This window comes from Aestuariimicrobium soli (assembly GCF_051192575.1).
Classification (GTDB): Bacteria; Actinomycetota; Actinomycetes; order Propionibacteriales; family Propionibacteriaceae; genus Aestuariimicrobium; species Aestuariimicrobium soli.
This window is the reverse complement of record NZ_JBPJSQ010000001.1, coordinates 1-16023: the sequence shown is the minus strand read 5'-3', so window position 1 is coordinate 16023 and position 16023 is coordinate 1. Positions and strand designations below refer to the sequence as shown.

The 16023-nt window shown below is 65.5% G+C and carries 10 protein-coding genes and 3 rRNA genes; 2 read left to right on the top strand and 11 right to left on the bottom strand.

All coding sequences use genetic code 11. From position 1 onward, the window contains the following. Window positions 1–32 precede the first annotated feature (32 nt). Both ACSDQ9_RS00065 and ACSDQ9_RS00060 read right to left on the bottom strand, forming a co-directional pair. Entirely contained in the window at window positions 33–686 is a 654-nt protein-coding gene (locus ACSDQ9_RS00065; RefSeq protein WP_435142361.1) for an NUDIX domain-containing protein, read from the bottom strand. After that, entirely contained in the window at window positions 683–2386 is a 1704-nt protein-coding gene (locus ACSDQ9_RS00060) for a CTP synthase (protein WP_435142360.1), read from the bottom strand. Before ACSDQ9_RS00060 ends, ACSDQ9_RS00065 begins: the two co-directional genes overlap by 4 nt. 167 nt (window positions 2387–2553) lie before the next feature. Between ACSDQ9_RS00060 and ACSDQ9_RS00055 the strand changes: the two genes are divergently transcribed. Then, window positions 2554–3615, top strand: coding sequence for an ATP-dependent DNA ligase (locus ACSDQ9_RS00055; protein ID WP_435142359.1), 1062 nt, complete (start codon window positions 2554–2556; stop codon window positions 3613–3615). Between the two features lie 51 nt (window positions 3616–3666). On the opposite strand, the gene recN is transcribed toward ACSDQ9_RS00055, so the two are convergent. From recN to ACSDQ9_RS00010, 9 genes are all read right to left on the bottom strand, one after another. Further along, window positions 3667–5352 (bottom strand): DNA repair protein RecN, encoded by a 1686-nt coding sequence (gene recN / locus ACSDQ9_RS00050; protein WP_435142357.1) that lies wholly within the window; start codon window positions 5350–5352, stop codon window positions 3667–3669. Beyond that, the gene (locus tag ACSDQ9_RS00045) at window positions 5352–6263 is read right to left on the bottom strand and encodes an NAD kinase (RefSeq protein WP_435142754.1); all 912 of its coding nucleotides are present in this window, start codon (window positions 6261–6263) and stop codon (window positions 5352–5354) included. The genes recN and ACSDQ9_RS00045 overlap by 1 nt, the downstream gene beginning before the upstream one ends. A gap of 20 nt (window positions 6264–6283) precedes the next feature. Then, entirely contained in the window at window positions 6284–7030 is a 747-nt protein-coding gene (locus ACSDQ9_RS00040) for a TlyA family RNA methyltransferase (protein WP_435142355.1), read from the bottom strand. Beyond that, window positions 7027–7230 carry a hypothetical protein gene (locus ACSDQ9_RS00035; RefSeq protein ID WP_435142354.1) on the bottom strand — a complete coding sequence of 68 codons (204 nt, stop codon included), beginning with the start codon at window positions 7228–7230 and terminating at the stop codon, window positions 7027–7029. The genes ACSDQ9_RS00040 and ACSDQ9_RS00035 overlap by 4 nt, the downstream gene beginning before the upstream one ends. Next, complete coding sequence (locus tag ACSDQ9_RS00030) at window positions 7227–8222, bottom strand: HAD-IIA family hydrolase (RefSeq protein ID WP_435142353.1); 996 nt, start codon at window positions 8220–8222, stop codon at window positions 7227–7229. The genes ACSDQ9_RS00035 and ACSDQ9_RS00030 overlap by 4 nt, the downstream gene beginning before the upstream one ends. Next, the gene (locus ACSDQ9_RS00025; RefSeq protein ID WP_435142351.1) at window positions 8219–9967 is read right to left on the bottom strand and encodes a tetratricopeptide repeat protein; all 1749 of its coding nucleotides are present in this window, start codon (window positions 9965–9967) and stop codon (window positions 8219–8221) included. Before ACSDQ9_RS00025 ends, ACSDQ9_RS00030 begins: the two co-directional genes overlap by 4 nt. 589 nt (window positions 9968–10556) lie before the next feature. Beyond that, window positions 10557–10673, bottom strand: a 5S ribosomal RNA gene (gene rrf, locus ACSDQ9_RS00020). Window positions 10674–10782: 109 nt separating this feature from the next. Next, window positions 10783–13881 (bottom strand): 23S ribosomal RNA (locus ACSDQ9_RS00015). A 356-nt stretch (window positions 13882–14237) separates the two neighbouring features. Further along, window positions 14238–15753, bottom strand: a 16S ribosomal RNA gene (locus ACSDQ9_RS00010). Together the 16S, 23S and 5S rRNA genes form the textbook arrangement of a ribosomal RNA operon. 25 nt (window positions 15754–15778) lie before the next feature. Between ACSDQ9_RS00010 and ACSDQ9_RS00005 the strand changes: the two genes are divergently transcribed. Next, window positions 15779–16023: hypothetical protein (locus tag ACSDQ9_RS00005; RefSeq protein ID WP_435142350.1), on the top strand; the 245-nt coding region annotated here is incomplete at its 3' end.

Sequence of the window (16023 nt, the reverse complement as noted above, 5' to 3'; positions counted from 1 at the left end):
GGCTCGCCTCGCGGGCTGGGACAGGCGTGGGCTCAGGCGCGCTCACGGTGCTGCCCGGCATGGATCGCCCGCACCGGCCACGGGCTGTCGGCGTCACGGAGCTCTCGTCCGGTCGCGCGGGCGGCGGCCAGCGCCATCACGCCGGCCACCAGCAGCGGCGACTGCAGCCGACCGGCGAGCACGCCGTCGACCACGTCGTCGAACGCCTCCCACCCGGGAGTCATGTGGGCCTCCTCGTCGGCGAGCACGAACCCGTCGGGACGAGGCGCCTCCCGCAGGTCGGTCGCCAGGAACACCCGCGCCGACTCCTCCGAGCCGCCGGGGCTGGTGGCCACGTCGACCAGCACGCGCCAGGTGTCGGCCGCCAGACCCACCTCTTCGGCCAGTTCACGCTGGGCGGCGAGCAGCGGGGGCTCGTCCGCCACATCGAGCAGCCCGGCGGGTGGTTCGACCAGCACCATGCCGACCGGATGGCGGTACTGGCGCACGACGGCGATCCGGTCGCGGTCGTCGACGGCGATGATGCCGACGGCCCCGGGGTGGGTGAGGTACTGCCTGCGGAAGGGTTCGCCGCCGTCGGGGGCGGCCAGCTCGTCCTCGACGAACGTGCACACCCGCCCCCGTCCGAGCACGCGGTGGCCCGTGACGGGCCACGCCTCGGCGCGGTCGGCGAGGGGCTCGCTCATGCCTGCTCAGTGGTGTCGGGAGCCTGCTCGTCGGTGCTGTCGCCGTGGTCGCCCGGCTCCTGATCGACGGGCAGCCGCTCGGCCAGCTTGCGCTTGAGAGCCGCCTCGACCAGTCCCTGGAACAGGGGGTGCGGACGAGTGGGCCGCGACTTCAGCTCGGGGTGGGCCTGGGTGGCCACGTAGAACGGGTGCACCGACGTGGGCAACTCGACGAACTCCACGAGGTTGCGGTCGGGCGACAGTCCGGAGAACACCAGCCCGGCGGCCTCCAGCTGCTCGCGGTAGGCGTTGTTCACCTCGTAGCGGTGGCGGTGGCGCTCCTCGACCCGGCTCTTCCCGTACAACCGCGAGACCAGCGATCCGCGCTTCAGCTCGGCCGGGTACGACCCCAGGCGCATCGAGCCGCCCAGGTCACCCCCGCCATCGACGATCGACTGCTGCTCGGCCATGGTGGCGATGACAGGGTGTTCGGTGGCCGGATCGAACTCGCTGGAGGCGGCGTCGGCGATGCCGGCCACGTTGCGGGCGGCCTCGATCACCATGCACTGCAGACCCAGGCAGAGCCCCAGCGTCGGAATCTGGTTCTCGCGAGCGAACTTCAGTGCGCCCAGCTTGCCCTCGACGCCGCGGATGCCGAAACCTCCGGGCACGCAGACGCCGTCGACGTCGCCCAGCTGGGCCTCGGCCCCCTCGGGGGTCTCGCAGGTGTCGGAGGCGACCCAGCGCACGTTCACCTTGGCACGGTTGCCGAAGCCGCCGGCGCGCAGGGCCTCGGTGACCGACAGGTAGGCATCGGGCAGGTCGATGTACTTGCCGACCAGGGCGATGGTGACCTCGTCGGTCGGGTGGTGCACCCGGTCCAGCAGATCGTCCCAACGCTTCCAGTCGACGTCGCGGAAGCTGAGGTCGAGGCGGCGCACCAGGTAGGCATCGAGCCCCTCGTCGTGCAGCACCCGCGGAATGTTGTAGATCGAGGGGGCGTCAATGCAGGCGACCACGGCCTCTTCGTCGACGTCGCAGCTCATGGCGATCTTGCGCTTGATGCCCTCGCCGAGCTCGCGATTGGCGCGGCACACGATGGCGTCGGGCTGGATGCCCACCTGGCGCAACGCCGCCACCGAGTGCTGGGTGGGCTTGGTCTTCATCTCCCCCGACGGACCGATGTAGGGCACCAACGAGACGTGCAGGTAGAAGACGTTCTCGCGACCGATCTCGTGACGCACCACGCGGGCCGCCTCAAGGAAGGGCAGCGACTCGATGTCACCGACCGTGCCACCGATCTCGTGGATGACCACGTCGACGCCCTTGCCGCCCATGGCGAGCATCGAGTCCTTGATCTCGTTGGTGATGTGCGGAATCACCTGCACCGTGTCGCCCAGGTAGTCACCGCGACGCTCCTTGGCGATCACCGACGAGTACACCTTGCCGGTGGTGACGTTGGCGTCGGCGGTCAGGTTGACGTCGAGGAAGCGCTCGTAGTGGCCGATGTCGAGGTCGGTCTCGGCGCCGTCCTCGGTGACGAACACCTCGCCGTGCTGGAAGGGGTTCATGGTGCCCGGATCGACGTTGAGGTACGGATCCAGCTTCTGCATGGTGACCTTCAGACCACGCGCCACGAGCAGGCTGCCCAGGCTGGAGGCCGTCAATCCCTTGCCGAGCGAAGACACCACTCCGCCGGTCACGAACACGTGCTTGGTCATTTTCGCGCTGCCCACGGACTCCCATCTTAGGGTGCAAACGCTCCCGCGCCGACCAATCGGGGCGCACTCGCCTGCCGCTGTCGGCGGGTGTGGGTTTGCTCACACCGCACGACCGCCCGGTCGTCCGGGACGACACGCCGGTCGCCGGGCCTGCCATGATGGGGGGCATGCGACTGGCCATCGACCTGCCCATCGCGCCGATGCTGGCGCGGCTGATCGATGACATCCCGCCCGCGGACTCGGTTCTGGGTGGATACGCGTACGAACCCAAGTGGGACGGATTCCGCTGCATCATCCTGCGCGACGGCGACCAGATCGAACTGATCAGCCGCATGAACAAGCAACTGACTCGCTACTTCCCCGAGGTGGTCGAACGGGTGCGGGTCAGCCTGCCCGAGCGGTGTGTCGTCGATGCCGAGATCATCGTCCGCACCGGGCCCGCCGGCCGGCAGCGACTCGACTGGGACGCCCTGTCGGCGCGCGTGCACCCGGCGCTGAAGCGCATTCATCGGTTGAGCCGCTCGACCCCCGCCGAGTTGGTCTGTTTCGACCTGTTGGCCCTGGACGACGCCAGTCTGCTCGACCTGCCCTACGACACCCGCCGCGAGCTGCTCGAGGGCCTGTTCGGTGGCGTCGACCCGGCCGAGGGTGTGCACCTCACCACGGTCACCCATGACGCCGAACTGGCGCGCGAGTGGTTCCACACCTTCGAGGGCGCGGGGCTGGACGGCGTGATGGTGAAGCAGCGTCAGGGCGTCTACGAACCCGGACGACGCAGCATGCTCAAGGTGAAGCACGCCCGCACCGCCGAGGCCGTCGTGGTGGGCTATCGGCGCCACGCCCGCGGTCACGGGGTCGGTTCGCTGCTGCTCGGCATGTACGACGAGCGCGGTGAACTGGTCAACGTGGGTGGCATCGGCGCCCTCTCCGACCGGATGCGAGAGGTGCTCGCGGACGAACTCGATCCGCTGCGGGCGCCCGAGGGTGAGGGGCTCATCCTGCCGCCCAGCAATGCCCGCAACCGGCTCGGCCCCTGGGACCACGGTGCCTTCATCGCGCTGCGCCCCGAGTTGGTCGTCGAGGTCTCGTTCGACCAGTTGGAGGGACGACGGTTCCGTCACGCCGTCACGCTGGTGCGCTTCCGCCCCGATCGCGAACCGCGCTCGTGCACGCTCGACCAGGTCGACGTGGCCTCGGCCTACGACCTGGGGCATCTGCTGGGCAGCTGACGACTGGTCTTCTGAGCCGACGATGTCTGCGGGTGATGTCAGCGGGCAATGTCAGCGTGCGGCCTCGGCCAGCAGGTCGCGGGCGTGGGCCAGGGCCGAGGAGGCCTCCTCGAGACCACCCATCATGCGGGCCAGTTCGCGCAGGCGCTGGTCGCCGGTGACCTCGGCAACGTCGGAGCTGGTCACCTGACCGTCCGAGGCCTTGCGCACCACCAGGTGTCGGTCAGCGAAGGCTGCCACCTGCGCCAGATGGGTGACGACGACGACCTGTGAGCGGGTGGCGAGGGCTGCGAGTCGTCGTCCGATCTCGAGCCCCACGGCGCCACCGACGCCCGCGTCGACCTCGTCGAAGACGAAGGTGTGGCCGGCCTCGTCCGAGGCCAGCACCACCTCGAGGGCCAGCCGCACGCGGGAGAGTTCACCGCCCGAGGCCGTTCTGGCGAGCGGAGCGAGGGCCGACCCGGGGTTGGCCGAGAAGGTCAGCTGCACCTGGTCGCGGCCGTGGGCGTGCAGGTCGGCGGTCTCGATGATCTCGAAGCAGAGTCGGGCGTGCGGCATGGCCAGGGCCGCCAGCTCGGTCTGCACGAGGTCGGCGAGGGTGGTGGCCCGTGCGCGGCGGGCGGCCGTGAGGCGGGCGGCCCGTTCGTCCAACTGGTCGGTGAGGGTGGCAATCCGCTCGGTGAGCTCGGCCGCGCGACCGTCGGAGTCCTCGAGCCCGAGCAGTCGGATCGCCTGCTGGCGCGACCACTCGATCACCTCGTCGACCGTCGAGCCGTACTTGCGGGTCAGCCGGGCCAGGTCGGCCTGGCGCGCGACGACGCGTTCCAGTTCGGCGGGGTCGGCCTGCAGGTCGGCCAGATAGCCCGAGACGTCGGCGGCCAACTCGTTGAGCGCACCGGCCACCTCGACGCCGCGGGCGAACAGGTCGGCGGCCGCCGGGTCGAGATCGGCCAACTGGGCGAGACCCTTGCGGGCCTCACCGGTCAGCGCGACGGCCGCCGGTTGGTCGTCGGAGTACTCGTCACCCGACAGCGCCAGCTGCACCCGGTGGGCGAGGGCACGCAGGTCGTCAGTGGCCTGCAGCCGCTGGAACTGGGCGGCCAGCGCCACATCCTCCCCCGCTTGCGGCGCCACCTGTTCGATCTCGTCGAGCCCGAATCGCAACAGGTCGGCCTCGCGGGCCCGCTCCTGGGCGTGGGTGGTGAGTTCGGTGAGTTCGGTCTGCAGGGCCCGTCGCTCGGCGAACAGGCGCTGGTGCTCGGCGAGGGCGCGCAGGTGGTCGCCACCGCAGGCCCGGTCGAGTACCTCGCGTTGCCGGTCGGACGAGCCGAGCCTGACCTGTTCCGACTGGCCGTGAATGGTGGCGAGCTCCGCGGTCACCTCCGCCAACGCGGCCACCGTTGACTGGGCGCCGCCGAGGAAGGCCCGGGATCGTCCCTGCTCGGTGATCTGGCGGGCCACCAGCAGTTCATCCCCGTCGAGCTCGGCGCCGACCTCGTCGAGTCGGGCCGCGTCGAGTGTGTCGCCGGGCACGAAGCGGCCCTCGACCACGGCGCGCGGCGACCCCCGACGCACCAGCCCCGCGTCGCCGCGACCACCCAGCAGCAGGCCGAGCCCGGTGGTGACCATGGTCTTGCCGGCGCCGGTCTCACCGGTGAGAGCGGTCAGTCCCGGGGCGAGCTCGAGGGTGGCGTCGTCGATCACCCCCAGCGCGCTCAGGTGCAGCTCGCGCAACATCAGTCGGCGTCCGATGAGGTCTCGATGGGGGCGTCCTTCATGTTGCGCCAGCCCTCGACCCGTAGCCCGAACTTGCGCACGAGTCGGTCGGCGAAGGGCTGTTCCGAGAGGCGGGCGATCAACAGGTCATCGGGGCCGCGCACCACCGCGACGCGGTTGCCCGGCGCGATGTCGGCGGAGCGGCGCCCGTCGCACCAGACGACCGCCGTCGAGTTGAGTTGGGGCATCAAGGTGAGGTCGACGTGTGCGCGCGGGCTGATCACCAGGGGCCGGGCGAACAGGGCGTGGGCCGAGAGCGGCACCACGATCAGCGCCTCCACGTCGGGCCACATCACCGGCCCCCCGGCCGAGAAGGCATAGGCAGTCGATCCGGTGGGAGTGCTGACGAGCACGCCGTCGCAGCCCCATTGGGAGAGCCGGCGACCGTCGATGGTGGCCAGCACCTCGACCATGCGCTCGCGGGAGGCCTTCTCGAGCGAGACCTCGTTGACGGCGAAGGACTGCCACAGCTCGCGGTCGTCCTCCCCGAAGACGGTCACCTGCAGGGTGACACGCTCCTCGACCTCGTAGTGCCGCTCGACCACCTGCTGGGCCAGCGAGGTGACGTCCGAGGGTTCGAGTTCGGCCAGGAAGCCCACATGCCCCAGGTTGACTCCCAGCAGCGGCACGTGGCGGGGCAGGGCCCACTCGCCGGCGCGGAGGATCGTCCCGTCGCCCCCGAACACGACGACGACCTCGGCCTCGTCGGGCTCGGGTCGGTCGGCGAGGCGCGCACGGGCCTCATCCGACAGCGAGTCGAGCAGAATCCCGAGGTGATCGGCGGGCACCCAGACGTCGACGTCGCCGGCATGGGTGGCCTCGATGAACTCGGCGGCCATGGTGGGCGCGTCCGGATGGGTCGGGTGCACCATCACCACCAGCGTGCGCTGCGTCACGTTGTCTCCTCGCCGCTCGAGTGGGAGTCGTGGCTCCACCTTAGCCAGAACTCCTGATTGCCGTTCTCACCCGTGAGCGGGCTGGCAAACGGGTCGCTCACACGCCACCCGAGCGAGCGGACGAGGTCGCCGACCTGGGCGACGGCATCGGCGGCCGCCCGCGGATCCTTGACCACACCGCGGTGGTCGAGGCCTCGCCTGCCCACCTCGAACTGCGGTTTGACCAGCACCAGCGCCTGCCCGCCCGGGTGCAGCACCGAGAGCAACGGTTCGGCGAGCAGGGTGACGCTGATGAAGCTGACGTCGCAGACCACCAGGTCGACCGGTTCGCCGAGGGTGTCGGGGCGAAGGTCGCGCAGGTTGAACCCCTCGCGCACCACGACCCGGGGGTCGCGACGCACCTCGTCGGCCAGTTGACCGTGGCCGACATCGACGGCGTGCACGCGCTCAGCCCCGCGGGCCAGACAGACCTGGGTGAAGCCGCCGGTGGAGGCGCCAGCGTCGAGCACCACCGGCCCGGGGGTGACCCCGAACTCGTCGAGGGCACCGATCAGTTTGTGCGCGGCTCGGCCCACCCAGGGGTCGGTGTCGACCACCAGGTCGGTGACGTCGTCGGGCACCTCGACACCCGGACGGGTGACCGGCTGGCCGTTCAGGCTCACCCGGCCGGCGCGGATCAGGTGTTGCGCGGCCGATCGGCTGCGGGCAAGCCCGCGGGCGGCGATCAGCTGGTCGATTCTCATGAACCGGGACGCAGGCCCGGGATCGGCGTCTGAACTCCCCCACGGGACTGCTCCAGCACCGACGCCAACACCTCGTGCACCTGCGCGAGCTGGTCGTGGTGCTCGGCCGGCGGGTGGTCGTCGAGCGAGCCGAACTCGGCCAGGGCGGCGTCGATCAGGCGGTTGCCGGTGACCGGTGGTGTGTTGGGCTCGGGGGTCATGGCACCAGGTCCAGACGCTCGAGTGCGTCGCTGCCGTCGGCCCCTCGCCAGACGAGGGACAGGGTGGCCCACAGGGCGTCCAACTGCTCATCGAGGGTCGATCCGGGCGCGTCGAGTCGCACGCGACCGTCCACCAGCAAGGCCGTTGCTCGTCCGCAGGTGACGGACTCGTCGGAGCCGGTGAGCGGGCGTGGCGCCTCGAGCAGGGCGCGCAGGTCGTGCCCGAGGTGGGTGGGGCGGTGGCGTTCGTCCGCTGCCGCGAGGTCGGCCTTGCCGTGGGCCCCGGTGAACACGAACAGCGAGTCGATGCCCCCGGCGTTCGCGCCCTCGATGTCGGTGTCGAGGCGGTCGCCGACGAAGATCGGACGATGCGCCCCCAGCCGGGTCACCGTCTCGTGCATGAGGGGGGTGCAGGGCTTGCCGGCGACCACCGGATCGGTGTCGACGGCGGCCCGGACGACCGCGATCTGCGAACCGGCGCCCGGCACCAGCCCCAGATCGGTGGGGCGGGTGGCGTCGGTGTTGCTGGCATACCAGCGGGCCCCCCGCTGGATGGCGAAGCAGGCAGCGTCCAGCCGTGCCTGGGTCATGGTCGGGTCGTAGCCCTGCACCACCGCGGCGGGCTGGGTGCGCCAGTCGTCGGTCACGGTGAGCCCGACGGCGGCGACCTCGTCGGCCAGCGCCTGGGTGCCCACCACCAGCACGGACGACCCGGCAGCCAGGTCGTCGGCCATCAACCGGGCGACGGCCTGTGCGCTCGTGACGACGTCATCGAGCCGGGCTTCGACGCCGAGTTCCTGCAGGTGGTCGACCACGTGCTGCGGCGAGCGGGCGGCGTTGTTGGTCACGAACCCGATGCGGACTCCGCGGTCACGCAGGGCGGCGACACCCTCGGCCGCCCCCGGGACGGCCTGCGGGCCCAGGTAGATGACTCCGTCGAGGTCGAACAGGGCCGCGTCGTATCCATCGATCAGGGTCACGGGGTCGGTCACTGCTCGTTGTCGCTCTCGCGGTCCGAGCCGTCAGTGTCCTCGGTGTCGTCGTCCTCGGTGTCGTCGTCCTCGGTGTCGTCGTCCTCGGTGTCGTCGAGCTCGGCTTCGGTGTCGCTGTCCTCGGTGTCGTCGAGCTCGGCTTCGGTGTCGCTGTCCTCGGTGTCGGGCTCAACCTCGTTGGGCTCGTCCTCGGAGTCGTCGAACGCCACCACATCGATGCCGTCGTCGCGCCGCGCACTGGACGCCCCCAACTCGCGCAGGCGATCGCCGACCTCGAGCTCGTTGTCGGTGTCGAGGCGTTCGGCCTGGCCGAGCAGCTCGATGGCTTCGGCGGTGTGGCCGTCCTTCTCGTAGAGATCGGCCAGGGCGAATCGCAGGCGAGCCTGGGTCAGCTTGCTGCCACGACGCGAACCGATCGCCTGCCGCAGCACCCGGATGCCCTCGGCCCGCTGGTCGAGATCATCGCGCGCGCCGGCCTCGACCATCACCATCTCGAGCCAGCTGTCGGCGTCGAGCTTGGCCGAGGCGGCCTTTCTGGCGAGGTTGAGCGCTTCGCGCGGGCGGCCCAAGGCGCGCTCGCAGTCGGCCAGCACGGGCAGGAACTCGTCGGATCCGGTCATGCGGTGCAGGGCTCGGTACTCGGTCAGCGCCGTCGACCAGTCGCCGGCGGCGTAGGCGACCTCGGCGGTGGCTTCGCGCACGATGGGGAGCCGAGCGGCGCGGCGGCGCGCCGCGTGGGCGTGGGCCAGGGCCAGCTCGGGATCGGTGTCGATCAGCTCGCCGGCCGCCTGCAGGTGGGCGCCGACGATCTTCGCGAGATCCTGGGGAAGGCCGCGCAGCTCGGCCCGCACCTGCCGGGGCAGCAACTTCGGATCGTGGTCCTCGGGCACCGGCGGTTCGTCCGCTCGCTTCGACAGGCCCGGACGAATCGCCCGCTCCTGCTCACGCACCTGCTCGCGCGTCAGTTCGTCCTCGCCGCGACCGCGACGCTGGTTGGGGTTGCGGTCGTGCGTGCGGGGTCCGTTGAACGACGGACGACGGGCGCCCATCCCGGAGCGGCGATCGTCCCGGTCCCCACCGGAGCGAGAGTCGCCGTCGCGGTTGAACGGACGACGGTCATCCCGGCCACGGCTGTCACGGTCATCACGGTTGTAGGGGCGACGGTCATCGCGGCCACGGCTGTCACGGTCGTCACGGTTGTAGGGACGACGCTCGCCCGAGCCACCCCGATCGTCCCGATTGAAGGGGCGACGCTCGCCCGAGCCACCCCGATCGTCCCGATTGAACGGACGACGGTCATCCCGGCCGCCACGATCGTCACGGTTGAAGGGACGACGCTCGCCCGAGCCACCCCGATCGTCCCGATTGAAGGGGCGACGCTCGACCGAGCCACCCCGATCGTCGCGATTGAACGGGCGACGCTCGACCGAGCCACCCCGATCGTCCCGATTGAACGGACGACGCTCGCCCGAGCCACCCCGATCGTCCCGATTGAACGGACGACGCTCGCCCGAGCCACTCCGATCGTCACGGCCACGATCGTCACGGCCACGATCATCCCGACCATAGGGGCGCCGCTGACCGCCGTTGAACCCCGACGAACCCGATCGACCGCCGGCGCTTCCACCGCGGGAGCCGCCGGCTCCTCCCCGTGAGCCACCGGATCGTCCGGGCCCGGAGGATGTGCGGTCGCCCCAGGGACGACGGGAACCCTCGCGGGGCTGATCGGGCTGGGAGTCACTCATGAGGACCATCTTCTCGCAGTCGTCCGACCGCGGGCAAAAGAACAGCCGTTGTTCCCCGCAGAGCGATCCCTGGAGGCCTTGCGCACACCCGCCGCTGGAGCCACGACGAGCCATCACGCCGGCCGCCGCCCCAGAACGGCCACCCGCTCAGGACGACCAACCGCCCACGACGACCCCCAACCTCGGACGAACCGCCCCTGGCGACCCAGCCCGCAGATCGCCTTTGCCGCCCGAACGTGCATCTGCCGCCGTTGCAACAAGGGCAAACACACCGAACAAGGGCAAATACGATTCGCGCACACCCGCCGCAGGAGCAACGCCGAGCCATCACGCCGGCCGCCGCCCCAGAACGACCAACCGCCCAGGACGACCAACCGCCCAGGACGACCAACCGCCCAGGACGACCCGCAACCTCGGACGAACCGCCCCTGGCGACCCAGCCCGCAGATCGCCTTTGCCTCCCGAACGTGCAGCTGCCGCCGTTGCAACAAGGGCAAACACACCCAACGAGGGCAAACGCACCCATCGGCAGGCAAACACCCCTGAAATGAGTACACCCCCCTGACCCGAAGGTCAGGGGGGTGTGTAAGTCCGGCGGCGTCCTACTCTCCCACAGGGTCCCCCCTGCAGTACCATCGGCGCTGAAAGGCTTAACTTCCGGGTTCGGAATGGAACCGGGTGTTTCCCTTTCGCCATGGCCACCGAAACATCAAGGAGATGCTCCAGGCACCAGACAACCATATGCATGTTGTAACTGGTTCCCGACCGTATCTCGGGAACCACACAGTGGACGCGTAGCATCTTTGTAGAAGATATGAGACAAGCCCTCGGCCTATTAGTATCGGTCAGCTCCATGCCTTGCAGCACTTCCACATCCGACCTATCACCCGGTGGTCTGCCGGGGGCCTTACCAGATTAAATCTGTGGGAACCCTCATCTTGAAGCGTGCTTCCCGCTTAGATGCTTTCAGCGGTTATCACTTCCCAACGTAGCCAACCAGCCGTGCTCTTGGCAGAACAACTGGCACACCAGAGGTTAGTCCGTCCCGGTCCTCTCGTACTAAGGACAGCTCTTCTCAAGATTCCTACGCGCGCAGCGGATAGGGACCGAACTGTCTCACGACGTTCTAAACCCAGCTCGCGTGCCGCTTTAATGGGCGAACAGCCCAACCCTTGGGACCGACTCCAGCCCCAGGATGCGACGAGCCGACATCGAGGTGCCAAACCATGCCGTCGCTGTGAGCGCTCGGGCAAGATCAGCCTGTTATCCCCGGGGTACCTTTTATCCGTTGAGTGACGGCGCTTCCACAAGCCACCGCCAGATCACTAGTCCCGACTTTCGTCCCTGCTCGAGATGTCTCTCTCACAGTCAAGCTCCCTTGTGCACTTACACTCGCCACCTGATTACCAACCAGGCTGAGGGAACCTTTGGGCGCCTCCGTTACCTTTTGGGAGGCGACCGCCCCAGTCAAACTACCCATCAGGCACTGTCCCTGATCCAGATAATGGACCTAAGTTAGATATCCAGAGCGACCAGAGTGGTATTTCAACGTTGACTCCCCAACCACTGGCGTGGCTGCTTCACAGTCTCCCACCTATCCTACACAAGTCGCACCGAACACCAATACCAAACTGTAGTAAAGGTCCCGGGGTCTTTCCGTCCTGCTGCGCGTAACGAGCATCTTTACTCGTAATGCAATTTCGCCGAGTTCGTGGTGGAGACAGCGCCCAAGTCGTTACTCCATTCGTGCAGGTCGGAACTTACCCGACAAGGAATTTCGCTACCTTAGGATGGTTATAGTTACCACCGCCGTTTACTGGGGCTTAAGTTCAGTGCTTCGCGTAAGCTGACACTTCCCGTTAACCTTCCAGCACCGGGCAGGAGTCAGTCCGTATACATCGTCTTTCGACTTGGCACGGACCTGTGTTTTTAGTAAACAGTCGCTTGGGCCTGGTCTCTGCGACCTTCAAGGCTTCAGGAGTCAATCCCTACACCCATCCGGTCCCCCTTATCCCGAAGTTACGGGGGTATTTTGCCGAGTTCCTTCACCACGATTATCTCGATCGCCTTGGTATTCTCTACCTATCCACCTGTGTCGGTTTGGGGTACGGGCGGCTCATACGTCGCTCACGAAGCTTTTCTAGGCAGCATAGGATCACCCACTCTTGGAAACGAATTCCAATCACGACGTCACGTCTCAGGCACATGAGGAGCGGATTTACCTACCCCTCGCCCTACACGCTTGTCCCGGCATACCAGTCACCGGGATGGGCTACCTTCCTGCGTCCCTCCGCAGCTTGCCTACTACAAGTTCGGATCGCAGAGTCAGTGGCATCGATCCGAAGACCTCAACCACCTTCCGTGCTTAGCATCACCTGATTCAGCATGGGCCGTACTTCGCCGGTACGGGAATATCAACCCGTTGTCCATCGACTACGCCTGTCGGCCTCGCCTTAGGTCCCGACTCACCCAGGGCAGATTAGCTTGACCCTGGAACCCTTGGATATTCGGCGGACGGGTTTCTCACCCGTCATTCGCTACTCATGCCTGCATTCTCACTCGTGTGCACTCCACGACTGGGTCACCCCGCCGCTTCACCGCGCACACGACGCTCCCCTACCCATCCACACACCTGGACCACAAAGGCCAAGTACACGCGTGAATGCCATAGCTTCGGCGGATAACTTGAGCCCCGCTAAATTGTCGGCGCAGAATCACTTGACCAGTGAGCTATTACGCACTCTTTCAAGGGTGGCTGCTTCCAAGCCAACCTCCTGGTTGTCTCCGCAACTCCACATCCTTTTCCACTTAGTTATCGCTTAGGGGCCTTAGCTGATGATCTGGGCTGTTTCCCTCTCGACTATGAAGCTTATCCCCCACAGTCTCACTGCTGCGCTCTCACTTGCCGGCATTCGGAGTTTGGTTGATTTCGGTAAGCTGTTGGGCCCCCTAGACCATCCAGTGCTCTACCTCCGACAAGAAACACGCAACGCTGCACCTATATGCATTTCGGGGAGAACCAGCTATCACGTAGTTTGATTGGCCTTTCACCCCTATCCACAGCTCATCCCCTCGGTTTTCAACCCAAGTGGGTTCGGGCCTCCACGACGTCTTACCGTCGCTTCACCCTGGCCATGGATAGATCACTACGCTTCGGGTCTAGAGCATGCGACTCAACGCCCTGTTCGGACTTGCTTTCGCTACGGCTCCCCCACACGGGTTAACCTCGCCACATACCACTAACTCGCAGGCTCATTCTTCAAAAGGCACGCCGTCACCCCGCAGGGCTCCGACGGATTGTATGCGATCGGTTTCAGGTACTATTTCACTCCCCTCCCGGGGTACTTTTCACCTTTCCCTCACGGTACTTGTCCGCTATCGGTCACCAAGGAGTATTTAGGCTTAACGGGTGGTCCCGCCAGATTCACGCGGAATTTCAAGAGTTCCGCGTTACTTGGGATAACACTCACGAGTGAACAGCTTACGTCTACAGGAGTCTTACCCTCTACGCTCTACCTTCCCAGGTAGTTCAACTTCACCATTCATTTCTTACTCGCCGCCGGGTCAACAGCCCCGACCAAATGCTCCCACAACCCCGCACATGCAACGCCTGTCAGCTATCACACACATACGGTTTGGCCTCTTCCGCTTTCGCTCGCCACTACTCACGGAATCACGGTTGTTTTCTTTTCCTGTGGGTACTGAGATGTTTCACTTCCCCACGTTCCCTCCAACTGCCCTATATATTCAGGCAGAGGTTGCCGGACATGACTCCGGTATTTCAAGGTTTCCCTATTCGGAAATCCCAGGATCAAAGCTCGTTTACCAGCTCCCCAGGGCTTATCGCAGGTTACAACGTCCTTCATCGGCTCTTGGTGCCTAGGCATCCACCGATCGCACTTAGTAGCTTGTCAAAAAATATATCTACAAAGATGCTCGCGTCCACTGTGCAGTTCTCAAAATACGGGCGAGCCCGGAAACCCACCACCCACCAAGGGCAGCAGACCCACCGGTCCGCAAGGAAATCACGCCGCAACAGCGACCGACCCCTCAAAACCCAACAGCGTGCTCCACACCCGCCACCCACACCAACACCCACGTTCCACTCCCCCACACAACCGTGCAGAAGCTGTACTTGCCGGCGCCACCATGAGCAGCAGACTTGCCAGTGATCCACCAAACAGCCTTGCCAGCCCAGGGACACTCGCCCCAGCACCAACAAATGGACCAACACCACCACCAGGGCAGCATCAGCCAAAAGGCTCCTTAGAAAGGAGGTGATCCAGCCGCACCTTCCGGTACGGCTACCTTGTTACGACTTAGTCCTAATTACCAGCCCCACCTTCGACGGCTCCCCCCACAAGGGTTGGGCCACCGGCTTCGGGTGTTGCCGACTTTCATGACTTGACGGGCGGTGTGTACAAGCCCCGGGAACGTATTCACCGCAGCGTTGCTGATCTGCGATTACTAGCGACTCCGACTTCATGGGGTCGAGTTGCAGACCCCAATCCGAACTGAGACAGGCTTTTTGGGATTCGCTCAACCTTGCGGTATCGCAGCCCTTTGTACCTGCCATTGTAGCATGTTTCAAGCCCTGGACATAAGGGGCATGATGACTTGACCTCATCCCCACCTTCCTCCGAGTTGGCCCCGGCGGTCTCCATTGAGTCCCCGGCATTACCCGCTGGCAACAATGGACGAGGGTTGCGCTCGTTGCGGGACTTAACCCAACATCTCACGACACGAGCTGACGACAGCCATGCACCACCTGTATACCGACCAAAAAGGGGCACCTGTCTCCAGATGTTTCCGGTATATGTCAAACCCAGGTAAGGTTCTTCGCGTTGCATCGAATTAATGAACATGCTCCGCCGCTTGTGCGGGGCCCCGTCAATTCCTTTGAGTTTTAGCCTTGCGGCCGTACTCCCCAGGCGGGGTACTTAATGCGTTAGCTGCGGCACGGAGAACGTGGAAGTCCCCCACACCTAGTACCCACCGTTTACGGCGTGGACTACCAGGGTATCTAAGCCTGTTTGCTCCCCACGCTTTCGCTTCTCAGCGTCAGGAAATGCCCAGAGAACCGCCTTCGCCACCGGTGTTCCTCCTGATATCTGCGCATTCCACCGCTCCACCAGGAATTCCATTCTCCCCTGCATCCCTCAAGTCTGCCCGTATCGAAAGCACGCTCAGGGTTGAGCCCTGAGTTTTCACTTCCGACGCAACAAACCGCCTACAAGCTCTTTACGCCCAATAATTCCGGACAACGCTCGCACCCTACGTATCACCGCGGCTGCTGGCACGTAGTTGGCCGGTGCTTCTTCTCCTACTACCGTCACTTGCGCTTCGTCATAGGTGAAAGCGGTTTACAACCCGAAGGCCGTCATCCCGCACGCGGCGTTGCTGCATCAGACTTCCGTCCATTGTGCAATATTCCCCACTGCTGCCTCCCGTAGGAGTCTGGGCCGTATCTCAGTCCCAGTGTGGCCGGTCGCCCTCTCAGGCCGGCTACCCGTCGAAGCCTTGGTGAGCCACTACCTCACCAACAAGCTGATAGGCCGCGAGTCCATCCCAAACCGCCGGAGCTTTCCAACCCCCACCATGCGACAGGGGCTCATATCCGGTATTAGCAGCTGTTTCCAACTGTTATCCCAAAGTTCAGGGCAGGTTACTCACGTGTTACTCACCCGTTCGCCGCTCGTGTACCCCGAAGGGCCTTACCGCTCGACTTGCATGTGTTAAGCACGCCGCCAGCGTTCGTCCTGAGCCAGGATCAAACTCTCCGTTGAAAAATATCAACCACCCCCAAAAAGGGTGATCAAGAGTTCAAATCCTGACAAAGAATCCAAAAACTGGATCAATCATCATTCATCAAAGGAATCTCCACCCAACCAAACAACCCACCCACAAAAGGCAGACCATCCAGCCAGGCACGAGACAAAAATTGTCATTACTTCACTGACTTTAAAAAAGCACGCTGTTGAGTTCTCAAGATTCGGGCGCGTCCCGCGCATCCGGCCTTTCGACCATCCGCTTGGGGCAACTCGTGAAACTTTAGT

Excerpts from the sequence above, each read along its gene's own strand:
- ACSDQ9_RS00065 (WP_435142361.1), bottom strand. The coding sequence starts at position 686 with ATGAGCGAGCCCCTCGCCGACCGCGCCGAGGCGTGGCCCGTCACGGGC.
- ACSDQ9_RS00060 (WP_435142360.1), bottom strand. The coding sequence starts at position 2,386 with ATGACCAAGCACGTGTTCGTGACCGGCGGAGTGGTGTCTTCGCTCGGC.
- ACSDQ9_RS00055 (WP_435142359.1), top strand. The coding sequence starts at position 2,554 with ATGCGACTGGCCATCGACCTGCCCATCGCGCCGATGCTGGCGCGGCTG.
- recN (WP_435142357.1), bottom strand. The coding sequence starts at position 5,352 with ATGTTGCGCGAGCTGCACCTGAGCGCGCTGGGGGTGATCGACGACGCC.
- ACSDQ9_RS00045 (WP_435142754.1), bottom strand. The coding sequence starts at position 6,263 with ATGGTGCACCCGACCCATCCGGACGCGCCCACCATGGCCGCCGAGTTC.
- ACSDQ9_RS00040 (WP_435142355.1), bottom strand. The coding sequence starts at position 7,030 with ATGAGAATCGACCAGCTGATCGCCGCCCGCGGGCTTGCCCGCAGCCGA.
- ACSDQ9_RS00035 (WP_435142354.1), bottom strand. The coding sequence starts at position 7,230 with ATGACCCCCGAGCCCAACACACCACCGGTCACCGGCAACCGCCTGATC.
- ACSDQ9_RS00025 (WP_435142351.1), bottom strand. The coding sequence starts at position 9,967 with ATGAGTGACTCCCAGCCCGATCAGCCCCGCGAGGGTTCCCGTCGTCCC.